Annotated in this window: 9 protein-coding genes; 5 read left to right on the top strand and 4 right to left on the bottom strand. The window is 51.4% G+C overall.

Annotation, left to right across the window (positions count from 1 at the left end; all coding sequences use genetic code 11):
- The first annotated feature begins 17 nt into the window (after window positions 1-17).
- The 5 genes from LX98_RS06710 to LX98_RS06690 all read left to right on the top strand — a co-directional run bounded on the left by LX98_RS06710 (window position 18) and on the right by LX98_RS06690 (window position 9,177).
- The gene (locus LX98_RS06710; RefSeq protein WP_496428169.1) at window positions 18-3,257 is read left to right on the top strand and encodes a multidrug efflux RND transporter permease subunit; all 3,240 of its coding nucleotides are present in this window, start codon (window positions 18-20) and stop codon (window positions 3,255-3,257) included.
- A 1-nt stretch (window position 3,258) separates the two neighbouring features.
- A complete protein-coding gene (locus LX98_RS06705) occupies window positions 3,259-4,707 on the top strand; it encodes an efflux transporter outer membrane subunit (RefSeq protein WP_496428168.1) in 1,449 nt (482 codons plus the stop codon).
- 437 nt (window positions 4,708-5,144) lie between these two features.
- Window positions 5,145-7,412, top strand: a complete 2,268-nt coding sequence (locus LX98_RS06700; RefSeq protein ID WP_496428167.1) for an MlaA family lipoprotein — start codon at window positions 5,145-5,147, stop codon at window positions 7,410-7,412.
- Window positions 7,413-7,463: 51 nt separating this feature from the next.
- Window positions 7,464-8,087 carry a hypothetical protein gene (locus tag LX98_RS06695; protein ID WP_496428166.1) on the top strand — a complete coding sequence of 208 codons (624 nt, stop codon included), beginning with the start codon at window positions 7,464-7,466 and terminating at the stop codon, window positions 8,085-8,087.
- A gap of 61 nt (window positions 8,088-8,148) precedes the next feature.
- Complete coding sequence (locus LX98_RS06690) at window positions 8,149-9,177, top strand: hypothetical protein (protein WP_496428165.1); 1,029 nt, start codon at window positions 8,149-8,151, stop codon at window positions 9,175-9,177.
- A gap of 530 nt (window positions 9,178-9,707) precedes the next feature.
- Here the strand turns inward: LX98_RS06690 and LX98_RS06685 are convergent.
- The 4 genes from LX98_RS06685 to LX98_RS06670 all read right to left on the bottom strand — a co-directional run bounded on the left by LX98_RS06685 (window position 9,708) and on the right by LX98_RS06670 (window position 16,787).
- Window positions 9,708-10,721, bottom strand: a complete 1,014-nt coding sequence (locus LX98_RS06685; protein ID WP_496428164.1) for a hypothetical protein — start codon at window positions 10,719-10,721, stop codon at window positions 9,708-9,710.
- Window positions 10,722-11,127: 406 nt separating this feature from the next.
- Complete coding sequence (locus tag LX98_RS06680; RefSeq protein WP_496428163.1) at window positions 11,128-15,165, bottom strand: AsmA family protein; 4,038 nt, start codon at window positions 15,163-15,165, stop codon at window positions 11,128-11,130.
- A gap of 294 nt (window positions 15,166-15,459) precedes the next feature.
- A complete protein-coding gene (locus LX98_RS06675; protein ID WP_496428162.1) occupies window positions 15,460-15,957 on the bottom strand; it encodes a hypothetical protein in 498 nt (165 codons plus the stop codon).
- A gap of 194 nt (window positions 15,958-16,151) precedes the next feature.
- The gene (locus LX98_RS06670) at window positions 16,152-16,787 is read right to left on the bottom strand and encodes an ABC-type transport auxiliary lipoprotein family protein (protein ID WP_496428161.1); all 636 of its coding nucleotides are present in this window, start codon (window positions 16,785-16,787) and stop codon (window positions 16,152-16,154) included.
- Window positions 16,788-16,791: the final 4 nt, after the last annotated feature.

The following is a 16,791-nucleotide window of genomic DNA, read 5'->3' as shown; positions in this document are numbered from 1 at the left end:
ACGACCCAATAAGTCTTATGGCCAAATTCTTTATCGACCGCCCGATTGTCGCCATCGTCATTTCCATCATCATGGTGGTCCTTGGCCTCGTCTCCATGGTGCAACTCCCCATCGCGCTGTTTCCCAACATTGCCCCTCCTGAAATCATGTTACAGGCCACGTATGTCGGCGCGGATGCCGTCACCCTGGAGCAGTCCGTGGCCACCCCAATCGAACAGCAGATGGCTGGAGTAGACAATTCCATCTATATGTATTCCATGAACGCCAACAATGGCCAGATGACGTTACGCGTGGATTTTGACGTCGACACGATACCCAACGATGCCCAGATCCTGACGCAGATGCGTTACATGCAGGCCGAATCGCAATTGCCTGCCGACGTGAAAAACTACGGGGTTACGATTAAAAAGGCCACCACCAGCCCTCTGGCGATATTCAGCCTCTATTCCCCTGCTGGCACGTATGACGAAATCTTTCTGGCCAATTACGCATACGTCAACATCAACGATTCCCTTGCAAGGGTTCCCGGTGTGGCGCAGGTCTTGATCTTCGGGGCGGGTCAATATGCCATGCGCTTCTGGGTAGACCCCGACCATCTGGCTAAACTGGAAATCACGGTAGCCGAGATTCTGGATGCCATCAAGAAACAGAACACGGTTAACCCCGCCGGTCGGATCGGTGGGCAGCCCGTTCCCCAGGGACAGGAATTCACCTATACCGTCCTCGCCCAGGGTCGTCTGGCCAACGAGGAGGAGTTCGGGCAGATCATCGTGCGTGCCAACCCGGACGGCTCCATCATCCGGTTAAAGGATGTGGCGCGTATCGAACTGGGTGCGCAAACCTACAGCCAGATCGGCCGTCTGGACGGAAAACCCAGTGCAGCCATTGCCATTTATCAACTTCCCGGCTCAAACGCCATCACCACCATGGATCAAGCCAAGAAACTGATGGCAGAGATGAAGCTGCGGTTTCCTGACGATCTGGAGTACAAGATCGCGCTCGACACAACCCTGGCGGTGCGAGAGGGCATCAAGGAAATCGTGCATACCCTCTTCGAAGCGGTGATCCTCGTGATCATTGTGGTCTTCCTTTTCCTTCAGGGATGGCGGGCCACCCTTATTCCACTCATTGCGGTTCCTGTTTCCCTTATCGGGACATTCACGGTATTCCCTCTATTGGACTTCTCGATCAACACGCTGTCGTTGTTGGGGCTGGTCTTGGCCATCGGACTTGTAGTTGACGATGCTATCGTCGTGGTCGAGGCAGTCGAACACCATATTGAGAAGGGACTGTCCCCGAAAGATGCCACCCGGAAAGCCATGGATGAGGTCTCCGGACCGGTGGTTGCGATCGCCCTAATCCTCTCGGCGGTTTTCATCCCGACAGCCTTCATCCCGGGGATTACCGGAAGCTTCTATCAGCAGTTCGCACTCACGATTGCTCTCTCAGTCATTCTTTCCGCCTTTAATGCGTTAACACTCAGCCCTGCTCTCTCTGCCATGCTCCTGCGTCCCAAAACCCCTGCAAGAGGACCATTGGGAGCCTTTTTCAAGTGGTTCAATTACCGGTTTGAACGGGCCACAACCGGGTATGTTGGTTATTGCCACCACCTCATTCGCAAGGCCCGACGGTCCATGGTCGTACTGCTTGTGTTCATTATTGCCGCAGGGTTTCTGGGAACACGTCTTCCCACCGGCTTCCTTCCGACGGAGGATCAGGGATATGTTTTCCTGAACCTCCAACTGCCGTTAGCGTCCTCCCTGCAACGAACGAATGAAGTCGCCAAGAAGGTCGAAGCTCTTCTGCTCGAGACTCCCGGCATTCAACACGTCACCACCGTCGTGGGGTACAGTTTGTTGAGCAGTGTTTCAACGACCTATAACGGATTCTTTTTTGTCACACTCGCCCCATGGGAGGAACGCACCAAACCGGAGGAAAAACTTTTAGCTATTTTCAAGGATGTGAACCGGAAACTCGCGGCATTGCCTGAAGCGATGGCCTTTCTTTTCCCTCCGCCGGCCATACCTGGGGTGGGGACCTCGGGAGGCGTTTCCTTCGTCCTGGAGGATCGTTCCGGACAGGATGTGACCTTTCTTGCCCAAAACCTCGAACGTTTTATAGAGGCTGCCCGTCAACGACCGGAAGTCGCTTCCGTGAATACCACCTTTATCCCCGCAGTACCTCAAGTGTTTGCCAAAGTAGATCGGGACAAAGCGCTTAAACAAGGCGTGCAACTGGAGGATGTCTATAAAACGCTCCAGGCATTCATGGGGGGTGTGATGGTGAACTATTTCAATCGATTTGGCCGTGTCTGGCAGGTGTATGTGCAGGCGGAAGGAGACTTTCGGACCAATGCTGAAAACGTCGGTCAATTTTTCGTACGAAATACGTCCGGTGAAATGGTCCCGCTCTCGACCCTTGTCACCATGGAAAAAGTTTCCGGGCCCGAATTCACCATGCGCTTCAACGGCTACCGGTCCGCACAAATTTTCGCTTCCGGAAAACCGGGGTATACATCCGGTCAGGTCATGGAAGCCTTGGAGGAGGTCTTTACCGAAACCATGCCACATGAAATGGGCTTCGATTACATGGGCATGTCATTCCAGGAAAAGGCCGCGGCTGAGGGAGTACCCGCCAGTGTGATTTTCGGCTTCTCCCTCCTCTTTGTCTTTCTGATTCTGGCAGCCCAGTATGAGAGTTGGGGTCTCCCCTTCAGTGTGCTTCTCTGCACGCCGATCGCCGTGTTCGGAGCGTTTGGAGCTCTGTGGGCACTTGGAATGGAAAACAACGTGTTCACTCAAATCGGCCTCATCATGCTCATCGGCCTGTCTGCAAAAAACGCGATCCTGATCGTGGAATTCGCAAAAATGGAATATGAAAAAGGTCGTTCTTTGGTGGAAGCAGCACTTACGGGAGCCCGGTTACGCCTACGGCCGATCCTGATGACCTCGCTGGCCTTTATCCTGGGAGTGGTTCCTCTGGTTCTCTCATCGGGGGCAGGCGCACACGGGAGAATTCTTCTCGGGGTGGCCGTGATCGGGGGTATGATCGCCGCCAGCTTTATTGCCATTTTTCTTATCCCCGTCGCGTTTTATGCCGTGGAACGGCTCATGCACCGTCATGACGAGGAACTCCCGCCTGGCCCTGAGGGACCGGCATCCGACGATTTTGAGTTCCTGGAGGATAAAGGTTCACTTAAAATATCCTCACAACACAAAACCGGACAGGCTTCAATTCATCTTCAGGGAGAGCACTGATATGCAAAAATTCAGAGCTATGCTCCTGAGCCTTCTGATCGCCTTCGGCTGCACCATGGGGCCGGATTACAAGCGGCCCGATATTCCGACGTCCGATTCCTGGCGGCTCGCACCGGACACATCTGAATCTATCGCCAATATACCCTGGTGGGAGTTGTTCAAGGATAAAGAACTTCAGAAACTCATCCATACCGCTTTAGAGGAGAATCTTGACCTGCGAGTTGCGGCCGCGGCGGTTGAGGAGTTTAACAACCAACTGGTCATCGCTCAATTCGACCTCGCCCCTTCCCTGGATTATTCCGGCGATGGCTTGTTCTATCACAACACGAATAATGGACTCTCCACTGGAGGCGGATCGATTCTTCCTGGGCAGGCTGCTGGAAGAAGCGGACGCGGGAACCTTGACTATTCGAGGGAATCCTTCATGGGGGGCATCAAATGGGAAGTCGATCTTTGGGGAAGGATTCGCCGGAACGTCGAAGCCACCAGAGCGGAATTACTGGCACGAGTGGAAAACCAGCGCGGGGTCGTCATCGCGCTGGTCAGTGACGTGGCCCAATCCTACTTCACCCTCCGTGCTCTTGATCTTCAGGTGCAAATTGCCAAACGCACCCTCAAAGTCTGGGACGAAGCCGTGAGACTCAGTCGGTCGCAATATGAACACGGGTATGCTTCGAAGTTGGATCTGGATCGATTCGAGGCCGAACAGGCTGGCACGAGAGCACAGTTGGCGAATCTGGAGCAACAGGGAGTTCAAGCAGAGAACCGGATTAGCGTCCTATTAGGACACCGGCCGATGGCCATCCCGCGTGGGTTTGGGCTCACGGAACAACCTCTGCCACCGGAAATACCGGTCGGTTTACCTTCTAGTCTTCTGAGTCAGCGCCCCGATATTCTGGAGGCGGAACAGAAACTCATCGCGTCCAATGCAAATATCGGTGTGGCCCAGGCTCTACGCTTTCCTCAATTCAGTATCAACGGCGGTGGTGGGGTAGCTGGTTTTCAAATAAATTCCATGGGAACCGGACCGTTCGCAACGGTTGGAGTCGCAGGCACCTTGACCGGTCCACTTTTCAACGCGACGGCACTTGGCTACGGGGTGGGAATTGCAACCGCACAAGAACAACAGGCCCTTGCCCGGTATGAGTTGGCCATTCTCAATGCGTTTAGAGAAGTTGAGGACTCATTGATCACGATTACAAAAACCCGCGAACAACGTGAGGCACAGGAATCCCAGGTTGCATCCCTTAAGTCCGCGTTGAATTTCGCAGACAAACGTTACCGGGGAGGGTTTGCCTCCTACCTGGATGTCTTATCAGCACAACGGGACCTCTTTCAGGCCGAACTGAGCCTGGTCTCAACCAGGCAGCAACATCTAAGTTCCATCGTCCGGCTCTACAAAGCCCTGGGTGGCGGTTGGACCCCTTCCGAAGGAGAACAACAAGGATGAGAGCTCTCCCTCAACGTTGGACTGCTCCAGGAATCGGAACATGGTCGGAGAGGGTCAATTGGAAGGAAAGGATAAATTATTAGAACACGCAGTTTGTTGGAAGGATCATTCTTCTGTTCTCACAAATAGGAAGCCTCATATAAGGGTTATTGAGATTCTCCACCTGCAAGAACAGAATGTACCTTCTTCATTGCCTGAATACGTGGGAGAGGTGACAGGCTGTTCATCCCGTTCCTTCAACGAAATTTTGGATTCTCAGCATCACTCACATACTGGTATGGCCAGGTGCGGCGTGACGGCCACAGACCACGCATCGGAAATGGCTTTTTCTTGGGGGAAATTTAAACCATTTCTGGAACACATTGCGGACTGACTTTTTTCATTTTGTATGACTGTACATTCCTGGTCTGGCACATAACTCAGTGAAAGGGAGGTGAATGGTCAAACGGGTCTTCTTGTTTTTCATGCTGTCGATGGTGGGCTGGTTTTCCTCTCTCAGTCAGGCTCAGGAGGCCGGCTACGATTATCCTGATGTGAGCCCGTATGCCGCGACAGTGATTGGAACTCCGGTGGCGCTAAAAGCCGAACTTCCCCAGCATATCCCCATTGAAGACCGTGAATTGACCGTCTTTCCAGATCGCGCTCTCCCCGACATTCTCTGGTATGGGGAGAATATGCGGTATTCATTGGTGACCCAAGACAAACCCTCACCGTTGATATTTGTCATCGCCGGGACCGGCGCAGGGTATAATTCTGAAAAGATGCAGGTTCTGCAGCGAGCCTTTTTCCAGGCCGGCTTCCATGTTCTCTCCTTATCCTCCCCTACTCATCCCGACTTTATCGTCTCGGCCTCCCGAACCGGAATCCCCGGTCATCTTCTGGAAGATTCACAAGACTTGTATCGAGTCATGCGATTGGCCTGGCTGGACATTGAACACGAAATCGAGGTCACAGAGTTTTATCTCACGGGATACAGTTTGGGGGCTGCCCAGGCCGCCTTTGTGTCCCAGCTTGACGGCGAACAGGACGATTTCCATTTCACAAAAGTGCTGTTGATTAACCCGCCGGTGAGCTTATACACCTCGACCTCCATCCTTGATGACCTGTTGGCTAACAATATTCCCGGCGGAATGGATAAATTTCCGGATTTTTTCGACAACGTGTTTCATACCTTTTCGAAAGAATACCAACATGGGGAATTCTTGAGTCTTAGCGGTGACTTTTTATATTCAGCCTATCAACACCGGCATTTTCCTGATGGGCTCCTGGCTGCACTCATTGGCACCTCGTTTCGCCTCTCATCCGCCAATATGATTTTCACATCTGACGTCTTGACCAATTCGGGATATATTAAACCGAAAAATCTGGTGTTGTCGCCGACCGATTCGGTGACGGACTATTTTAAAGTGTCTAATCATGTGACATTTTTGGATTATTTTCGTGAAATGTTTTATCCGTTTTTTCAAGCCAGATATCCGGGGATGACGGAACAGGAACTTATCGCTAACCTGAGTTTGGCCACACTGGAGGAATACCTACGACACACCCCGAAAATCGGACTTCTGCATAATGCGGATGACATCATCCTCGCGCCCGGCGAATTGGATTATCTCAAGACATTATTCGGGCCACGGGCTAAAATTTATCCCCGCGGAGGACATTGCGGCAATCTGGACCACAGGGCCACCCTGAATTATATCGTGGATTTCTTTCGAAACCCTCTCCCCCTAAACATGGTCCAGCACCCTGAAACCATGTTCCCACCGCCTAGACCGATGGCTGATGGCTACCCGACCCATCGGGCAACGGGACTGAACGATCTTTCTGCCCCTCTCACCCCACAGAGAATTTCGTACCCATCGTCTCCCGACTTCCAATCTCAACTCGATCGACAAATCCGAGACTTAGAGACCAAGCTTCAAGAATCTCATGCCTATCTTCAGGCCGCACAAGCGCGGGCGACTGCCCCAGAAAACATTCCTGATGCTGAGCAAATGGTTACCCGCAGGGCGCGGGACGCTGAAGGTGGAAGGATTGAACCGGCGAAACGGCCAATAGAGGACGTCGTGCATCCTGACGCCAGATATCTCGTGGATATCTATGATCCCATTGAAGCGTTTAACCGGGGGACGTATAAGTTTAATGCACAGTTTGATGAATATATCTTTCTGCCTGTGGTGGAAGGGTATGAAGCCGTCATGCCGGATTTTTTCGAGGATCGAATCTCAAATTTTTTCTCGAATATTGCGGATATCCGTAATCTGATGAACGCGATGCTACAGCTCAAGGGGGAAGCAACACTGAATACCTTGGGACGCTTCCTCATCAATTGCACTTTCGGGTTAGGAGGATTTTTCGACCATGCCACTCCGTTAGGACTGCTTCAACAAACGGAGGATTTTGGCCAAACGCTCGGGCATTACGGACTGAACCCAGGCGCCTATGTCGTGCTTCCCATTTTTGGACCTTCATCCATAAGAGATACGACCGGTCTCCTAACAGATTCCGCGGCCAGCATCTTCTATTTGTACACTCCCTTGCATTTAAATCATCATTTTGAACGTAGTGTTCCCTTCAGTCTGACATGGGGGGTGGATATGAGGCATCAGTTGGGTTTTCGCTATTACCAAACGGGCTCTCCGTTCGAATATGACCTGATTCGGTTCCTCTATACCAAATATCGGGAGTTGGAAGTCGCCAAGTAGCCCGGGATGGGTACCTTTGCAGGTTTATCACATTCTTTGTAAGATGACGTCATGATGACTCAATCGCTGCAGCCCCTCATGAATCTTGGTCGAGCATGCCTGCTGCTGTTTCTTTTGGGTTATGGAGGGGGAAGTGAACGAGCCTATGGTGATTCTTCGAACGATGACCTCGTCGATCTTACGGGAGGAGTCATTCCCTTGCTCTCCTTTGATCCCGGAGGAAGTTTTTCTGGCGGAGGCGAATTGTTTTCGGGAGGAAGGCTTTCCTCTCGTGGCGATGTCCGGTATCTGGTCCGATTGAAAAATCAAACCGGCGACCCCATTGAGGCCGATTCCCTGATTCTCGTCGTAGACAAAATTCAAGAAATGGCACGGCTTCGTGATGTAACCACCAGCCTCGATATTCAAGGGACCGATGGAAATACTGAAGATGGGAAACCGTATTTTCGGGTTCCGGTTGGTGGCCAGACAGAACTCCCCCCATACGGTGAAAGTGAATTGTTCCCCATCGAAATTAAGAATCCTGACCTTCTTCGCTTATATCCTCCGGTTTTACGAGTCCGGGGAATCCGAAAGACCGCCTCTCATGCGTATCAAGGTGCGCTGCAGAATTTGATCCAGGAAGGTGTCGTGACCCCGGAGGAAGCCAAAAAGTCGATAGACCAATCGCAATAGACGCAACGTGTAAAGTCAGTGCCCGTTGAAAATCCGCAGGACTCACGAAGGGATGAGAATAGTGGACAAACAAATTCAAGCTTTGGGAATCAGCTTATTCGGTGTGGCGCTCTTCTTCATGGTCAGCATCGGAACTGTGCCGGCCTCAATTGGAGGAAGCCTGAATGAACCCAACCCCGTAAGCGGACATTCCATTTCACTCAAAGAAATCACCCCTGCCGATGTCTTGGCCCGGGTTCAGTTGCTTCGTGATACCCTGGAAGTGATCCGGTTTGAAATGGGAAAACCGTTGGCAATCCAATCCGAAGCCATCGTCACCAATGTTCACTCCCATGAAGCGTATTTCCAGGCCCTTACCCTCTTTCATAAGGCCGATCGTCTCGCGCTGGAACTCACCGGGAGTACAGGAATTTCCCCGGAACCCATCTCGCTCTCCACTCTTGCACCCTTGCATATCTGGAAATTGGTGAACGCGAGCTACCTTCGCATTCTGGCCATCAAGGAGGAATTAGGCCTGAAGGAAATTATTTCAGAACGCCCCGAAGATCCCTCGACCAGTCTGACAGAAACCGGACGGGCCATTGTACAAGCCAACCGCCAAATCAACTTACTGCAGGAGCGACACTTCTCACCCAGTGATGTGTCGCAACAAGTGCTTCTGGCCGGTCAGTATGCTAAACGGTTGCTGGCCCGGTTTCCCCAACCAAAGGAGGCTTCGGAGACTCCCCCGTTCGAAAAGGGCAAGCAACCGGTCGATGTGTTCCTCCGCCTGGTTGAATGCTATGCCACTCTGGAAACAATTGCGCATCAGTCCAGCATACCTGTTCTTCATCTTGATCTACCGGCTGCGAAAAATGTCGGTCATTCCCGGCAATTGGAACCAAGCGACGTCTATGATATGGCCACCCTTCTGGTTTCGGACCTGGCCTATCTCCACGCGCAACTAAAACAAAAGGATGCTCCAAAGTCTATTCCATATCCTGGACGCATGTTCCCGTCACATGTCTATCAACAAGCTACCGTGCTTCTGCATCAGTTGAAGACACTGGAACAATTAGTCGCAACCGATCCGAAATGGCTCTCCCGATAGACAATTGTACTTTTTTCTCATTCATTCCTTCCATCACCCGCTTGGTACCAAGGCACACCAAACTCCGGAACTCCTTGCCAAAGGCCGCTGCCCGACAGACGGCGACAGGCTCGGCATTGAATCAGGCCGCAGTCCTCAAGGATCGCTCTTACAATGAGGATGTGAGTAACATGGTCGTGCCCTTCCGATGGTCGGTATCATAGACACGCTATTATGTCCCTGACCCCGGATGTTCACTTTCAGCAGAAAATGTGGCTTGCCCCTTTGCCCACAGCCCCGGCAGCCTCGGTTGACCACCACGTTGATGGAAACCGGACTGTAGCCTTGGCAGAGTCACGCACCTAATCAGGGAAGCGCTGGAACAAGCATAAAACCTTGCGCAGGGAACCACAAAAAAGTCATCGCCTCTTATCAATCTCAAAACGAAAAAAGAATTCCAACCAAATTTCGACATTCACGACGTTAGGACCAATGAGTGATCATGTCGTAATAGGTGATCTGTTGGTTCGGTCCTCATTCAAGTAAACAGTCTATTTGAGCCATTCGGGATGAGATTGAACCTGCGTGTGTAATACCTTCAATTGAGCCAGGAGTCCACCTACCTGTTGATACACATGGGAAGGCAAGATAGGACCATGAAGTTTGACCGGGGGTGGTGGAGGAATATGAGGAAGGTGGGCATGGAGATATGCAAGTTCAGATATGACCAGAGTTGCTAAATCGTAGACATCATTCGACTGAATATCGGGGCGATCCAGGTTCTGAGGGGCCAACGTTAACATTTGAATATTGGAGACCTGAGCGATGTTCCCTAACACCATATAGCAATCAATGAGATGGTCATAGCTATTCCATGACTTACGCCCTCGCTCAAGCGAAGGGAGAGGAGCCGGGGCGGGAGTGGAAGGAAATTGGCGCAAAAGTTGAGTGGTGTATTCGATGCCCAGGCCGACCAATTCTGCCGCATCTTTCGGAGAAAACTGATGCATCAGTAAAAGGTTGAGTTGGGTATTCGCCAATCCAATAACAAAAAAGACTTGATTGGGGGTAGTTTCACCATTGGCCAAGGCTTCACTGTTCGTCAGGGAAAGCCCTAATTGTTGTTTAAGAGACAGGATTCGGCGCAAAGAGGTATCGATCATTTTCCAGACATGATAGGGACGTATATCGCCCGGATCCTCTTCTGTTCCCTCGACCTCCGATTTCTCGGTGAGTTCTGTGACCAACCTGGCCACTTTTTGATTAAGGGTTTTGGCTTGAAAGAACACCTCGTGCGGAGTCGCATTTTCAACCAGGAGTCCTATTTCGCGACTCTTGGGCTTGCCCATTTCAAAACGAATGTCGTCCAGTTCTTTCCGTACCAACTGCACCCGTGCGAAGACATCAGCCGGGGTGATTGATTCAATAGAAAGTTCATGACCACTCACGGGAGGAGGAGTGGTGAGGTCTTTGGTCATTCCAAGACTAATCAGTGGAAAACTGTTTAAAGCCGCTATCATCACTCCAACTTTGAGAATGGATAATGGCTGAATTGTGAAATGCATAAGTTGTCGCCTTTTGTGAAAGCCCCGACCTCTTCCATTGAGTGTGCCCAAGGGATTCGGTAGGCGCCAATGGTCCATGTTGCTTGGCTTAATCGATCATGCTTCTTTGAACACGTTCACCCCGACATTGGCGGCACTCCCTTCCAGCTTCAAGCCACATCTAAAGATCACCCCGAGTGAGTCAGGTCTATAATGGCCGTTGGCAGCCCAATCCACCAACAACACCGGCCCCCCCCCTGTTACAATTTCGATGATGTGTTTTTTTAGCACTTTTCCTTCATATGACGATACAAAAAACACGATTCTCTCCACATCATTTTTATTCGTTGGGATTCACTTTGTTGTCACCAAAGAGGTGACCTCCCTAGTTCAGTCCGCATAATTTTGGCCATACGGCTGCGTTTCTTTACCGTGGATTGTCTGAAGAAGATTTAGAAGATCCACCAAGATTAGTAAAGGCCCTCTTAATTTTTCCCCACCAACCGCCTTTGATATCTTCGAGAGCCTGAGCGGTTTCCTGTCGCCCCTTCAAGGCCCCCACGCAGGGATTTTGTTTCATCGTCCCCATGGTGGTTCCGGCAATTTGCGGAATCGCAATCACCCATCCTACCGGAGTGACCAACCCCAACAGTCCCCACCCGCCGCTTTCGGCTATGCGGAATTTATCACTTGACACATCCGGATCTGAAAGCGGACCGGTGATGCGCACCGTGTGAGCCAGACTGAATAAACTGGGGTCTTTGGGCCGTGGAGTCAGGAGCACGTCCAGGGTTTCGTCCCCCAGATTCAATTTTCCAATGCCCGCGATTGTCAGGCGATGGGAGTCGATGAGAATATCATTACTTTTCACCACTCCCTCTTCAATATCAAAATACCCGACAGTACAATTCAATTTGGTGACTGATTCACTTTCCCAGGCGGTAGTTAAGGCCGTCGTGATTAAATCAGCCGCCCACAAATCAATGTATTTTGTGGCCAGTTCAAGTGGGCCATCGACCAGCTCAAATCGTCCACTGGCTTGTTCCAATACTTCATGTAACGTATCTCCTCGACCCTCTAGGGCCAGCATGATGGATTGGGATTTCCCCTTCACCAGATCGGCAACCTCGAACGATCTGGTGACGCGCTCATAATCCAGGCCATGGACCTGCAAATTTACCTCAAGAGTCGGAACGTATTGGGTTCCGTCGAGGACCAGTTTCCCTTCAACTTCCCCTCCCCAAAGATTTCCAGTTACCGGTTGCAGGGCAAGCAAGCCCTCTTCAAGGGATATCTGAAATGAGGCATGGCCCAGATCCTCTTTGCCCTTTCTAATGTGTTTGATTTCGGCATCAAGTCCGAGATCAATGGCCCTGAGATCCTCAACCGGAAAAACCAATTCCGGAATTGACTTGAGCGTGGAAGCCTTTGGTTTTTTCCTTATGCCTATGGTATCGCGCAGGACATCAACGGCCGATGATCCGATGCCTTTTACCGAGTCCCCAATGGTTTTGAGCGTCGATCTCTTTTTTTCCACCGAGGAATCAACCGAAGGTGTTAATACCGCATCCAGGACAACATTCTCTGCGGTGAGTTTCCCTCTGACACGCGGGCGAATCCCATTCGTCAAGAGTGTCACATGGCCACTCACATCGCTTCCGGCTAGAGATCCTTCCAAATCGGTGACGTGGTATCCCACAATAGACCTCGTGACCAGACCGGTGAGGTCCAAGGGGCCGATATCGGGTAAACTGGCTGCCGTCAGAAAATTCAAATTCCTGAGATTATTTCCCTTCATGAGAATCTGCAGCGTAAATTCTTCGGCTGGATGAGGAAGAGTAAGGTGTCCGCTCAATTCAAGTAACGCCTCTGGGACATCCAGCCGGACCTTCATGGGCCACAATCCCCTGTCTTTCAGAAGGTCCATCATCGAACCGGTTGACGATCGAAGTCGAAATGATGTGCTGTCGTATACCCCCTCGGCATAGAGGCGTAACGGCCCACCATCCACAGTTTCAACTTTCAAGTTTGAAATCACCTGCACCGGGGCGGGATGATCGGCCTCCCGATGAAACTTGACCGAGAGTTTTTCCCCATCGACTCGAACAGTAGATTGGTTCAGCATGTCGGAAATCGTGTGGCCCACACTGGAAAATTCCGCATCCAAGTTCATGACATTCTCGGTGAGGTCTACGAATCCCACCTCGGGGAAGAGATGTTCGTACCGAACATGGTCAAGGGACACGTTGCCGGAAAGCGTCGGAATCGTCCGGGTGGTATCCAATTGAAACCCGCCATGAAAGTTTCCGTATGCGGATTGCTGATCCAGGATTGTTCCTTGAACGGATTCCACCTTCAGCCGACCCGACTGAAGCCCGGCCGTAAAAGTTAGATCGGCCACATTCAGTCTTCCATTTCGGACTTGGCTGATCACCATGTTCAGATCAACATCAATCGCGCGCATTCCCTCAGATGGAATGGCAGTCTCACTCTCATCTTCCGGCCGGGAAAGTTCAGTCCAATCAATTTGCTTCGATGTGAAAATCCCTGTGAAAGAAGGTCTGGCCTTCTGGAAATTCATTTCCATAGTTCCCGATAAATCGCTGTTTCCAAACCGACTGCGGAAATCACTCACTTCGTACCGGTCACCCTTCTTCGTCACCTGAGCCCTGAGAGAATACGGACCAACAGGAGGAAGATCGGGATCAAGCTCACTGAGCCGACGTCCTTTGAGGGAGACAGCCAAGGCCCCGGTCCGATCAGGCGCGCCGGTCTGTAGTAAACCTTTGGCTTCCAGAAAAGCCCCGCCGACTTGAGCGGATATCGACAGGGGCCAGGCCGTTCCCGGGGTGGCCAGATCAATCAAGGAAGTGGTAGCCAGGTTCACATTCACAGCCCTTTCCCGATATGCACCTTGAGCAACCATTGTGACTGGGCCGCCTTTCGTCACACGCAAGGATCCTTCTCGCAAGACCACAGGGGTTCTGGCTTCAGGCATTGGATCGGAAAACCCGAAGGTGGTGCGACGGTTTTGCAGGTTCACCGTCAGCGACTTAAAAAGATCCGGCAACAGGACACCACTCCCGTTCGCGGTGAGATCAAAGTCTGTAGAGCCCTCGATATTCATCGCTCCCCCAAGAGCCCGAAGAGCAGAACCATAGTTCAAGGATCTCACCTTCGCTTGAAGCGTGGCTTGAGCCTGAGCAGGCTTGAGGTCGACCGTTAACCGGGCTTCCCCCATCCCTCCGAAACTTTTCATTTGAATGGGATCAAGCAGAATCTGGCCTTCCCGTATACCAGCAGTGAGAGACAGGGAACCAAGATCCGTCTCGCCGAGTAACAGCCTTGCGACAGTGACATCCAGATCGACATCCACAGACGGAGACGCGGGAGGAACGGACACCGGTTCTTCCAGGGACGGTGCCTGTCTGGATGAGTGTTGAGGTGTAAGAGAGGTCAAGTCATGTATCTGTAAGGCATGAGAGGTCAATCGACCGCGCACTTTCTGACCTTCATCTCCATTCTCTATCCGTAATTGTCCGGCAAGATCCGAGGCCCCCAACGTTCCACGAATATCATTCAAGTTGATGACGTCGGAAGTCTTCACAACGTGACCTGCGAGCATGACCGGGGGAGAATCGGGAAGGTCGATCTGAAGAAGATCATTCAGCACACTTAAACGGTCCCCGTTAATCTGGACCTGGAGGTCAAAGGCCTGGTCGGAGTTCGCCCCTCCGACACTTCCTTTTAGAGATGCAGATGCTCCGATGGTAGACAGCACGCCATCAACCGGCCAGGCGTCGGTCCAGGTAAACAAATCCATGATAGGGCCGCCAATAAGCTCAATTTTGACGGGGCTGTCGTGGTAGGCTCCTTCAAAGGAAAATGTTCTATGCTGATCGTCGGGAGCAATGATCAACCCGCGATGAATCCACACGTCAGTCGTTTCCTCACCAGGGTAGGGCCGGTGCATGATTCGGGAGCGTTCGATGATGATTTCCCCTCTTTCCGCAAAAGTCATGAAGTCCGATGGAACGGCCCGTGATAACATGCCCGGTTGGGTATCCTTCCGGAAGGTCCAGTTATCTCGATCTTCGGACCCTTCCTCCAAAAGAAGTTCCGCTCCTTCCAACGCAATATTTTCAACCTCCAAATGGCGCCGGAGAAGGGGTCCCAAAGACAAACCAATTTCAAGTCGATCGGCTCGAAACAGATGCGGTTGAGAAGCCCAGGGAGGGTTAGCGACATGAACATCTTCTAGAATTAAGATGGGTTGCAGGGAGAAGGTGAGTGAGATCGGGCCTTCAATCTTAACGGGTCGCCCCATGGCTGCAGAAAAACCCGCTTCCAAAGACCCCCGATAGACGTCTTCTTCATAGAAGGGAAAGAGGATATAGGCGAGGGCAATGAACACCCCAATCACCAAAACACTCCCAAGCCCAAACCACAGAAAGCGACGACGCATGGATTCCTTTAATGATTGCCGGTTTGACGTGGGATCATTTTTCCATACACAACAGCTTGCAACTTGCAGAGCATGAATCTCAGCCTTTTAAACGGTAAAATTTTTTGACAAAAGTTTTTTTGGCTCACTTAGCCCCCATCACGTCACACATCTTCCAGAATTCTAAACCGGGCACAGTCAAAGAGACCAACAAGTGCGAAAGCGAACACAGCCAAGGAAGTTGGGTTGTCAGAGAAATAACGTGATACACGCAGCCCGCGAGAATGAGGTGACAACAACTTTTTGGGAAGACAATCAGGGAGCACTGAATACGATTCGCCTCAAGGTCCCCTCTCCTAACCGCCGATCAATACCTTGATATAGAAAAAATCCCATAAAGGCCAGCCCGATGCATATCACCTTAGCGAAAATGAGAGGAAGCTCCTTCTGTTCCCACACGTCCATGAAAGCCGCACCCAACAGACCACTCTCTCGAAACGCATGAAACAGTTTTTCAGCAAATAAAATCAGGAAGGTGCATCCACTATACACCATGGTCCGATACAGAGCAGCCGCACCAAGTGAATGATGAGCATCAAACCTGGTGCCGGCCCGGGTTTTTCCCAACAAAACCACAACCTTTGCAACGATGAGTGCGCCGACCAGTGCCGTTGAGAAGGCATAAAACTCGATATGATAACCTTCCAACATCAGTTTTTTGAGGGTCAGGATGACGCCGAAACAGAAGAAAAAATACAGGGTCACTAAACCGACTTCTTTAAGTTCATGTTTGACCGTTGAAAGCATTCCCATGAATTATTCTCCGTGTAAGCGTGCGTCTTGTCCAGCCGGTTAAACCGAAGGACCCCCACCATCGATGCTGACCATCAGAAAACATCCGGATGAAAAGTCCCGTCGGATTGTGCGTTCATGGCGGTCCATGACGACCACGGCCATTTTTAAGTGTGTCTCTGCACACAGCGAAAAACATCCCTGCCAATGGCAGCTTATGAAATTGAGCCAGGTAGGATTGTGGGAAGAAGCAACTTAATGGCCTCGGCAATCTCGCGACTGAGATCCTCAAGGTTCTGACTCATGGCCTCAACCAGCGCTTCATATTCCTGGCTTGTCGGATGATGGGTCACATGCGTTTTCTTTGTGGTGAAGATTGTTGGTTCATCCCCACCCAAAAGGCTCCACCGTACTGACAAAACGGCCTCCCCTCCCCTGGTACCATCGAACTGCAAGACATCCACGACAATTTGGAAATCCACGGGGGTGGTTCTCCTCCACGGATACTGTTCGATTCGATCCGTCGAAAGCATGACTGAGAGATTTTCCGCCAGGACGTGAGACACATTTTCGCTCAAGGGTTCAGCCCATTTATGAAATTCAGCCAACGCGACCTCATGCCCACCGGATTGAGTCACAATTTGCGGCCGGTCCAAATATTTCGGAAGGGTGACCGGCCCCAACCCAAAGGACAGGCTTGAGGCTTTTGTGTCTGATAGGCCTGAGACGGAGGATGGCGACAGGGCTCGCAACAAATAAAAATGCGAAGGTTGACTCGTCCCGCACCCGAAGATAGTCAGAAGGGTTACGCAGGCCAGGATGATACGGAAACCATGTATGATACTGTTCATGTCC

The sequence above is a fragment of the Nitrospira marina genome (genome assembly GCF_059568365.1).
The sequence above is the reverse complement of the archived record's forward strand: the minus strand, read 5'-3'. Positions and strand labels throughout refer to the sequence as shown.

Excerpts from the sequence above, each read along its gene's own strand:
- LX98_RS06695 (WP_496428166.1), top strand. The coding sequence starts at position 7,464 with ATGATGACTCAATCGCTGCAGCCCCTCATGAATCTTGGTCGAGCATGC.
- LX98_RS06705 (WP_496428168.1), top strand. The coding sequence starts at position 3,259 with ATGCAAAAATTCAGAGCTATGCTCCTGAGCCTTCTGATCGCCTTCGGC.
- LX98_RS06675 (WP_496428162.1), bottom strand. The coding sequence starts at position 15,957 with ATGGGAATGCTTTCAACGGTCAAACATGAACTTAAAGAAGTCGGTTTA.
- LX98_RS06685 (WP_496428164.1), bottom strand. The coding sequence starts at position 10,721 with ATGCATTTCACAATTCAGCCATTATCCATTCTCAAAGTTGGAGTGATG.
- LX98_RS06700 (WP_496428167.1), top strand. The coding sequence starts at position 5,145 with ATGGTCAAACGGGTCTTCTTGTTTTTCATGCTGTCGATGGTGGGCTGG.
- LX98_RS06710 (WP_496428169.1), top strand. The coding sequence starts at position 18 with ATGGCCAAATTCTTTATCGACCGCCCGATTGTCGCCATCGTCATTTCC.
- LX98_RS06680 (WP_496428163.1), bottom strand. The coding sequence starts at position 15,165 with ATGCGTCGTCGCTTTCTGTGGTTTGGGCTTGGGAGTGTTTTGGTGATT.
- LX98_RS06670 (WP_496428161.1), bottom strand. The coding sequence starts at position 16,787 with ATGAACAGTATCATACATGGTTTCCGTATCATCCTGGCCTGCGTAACC.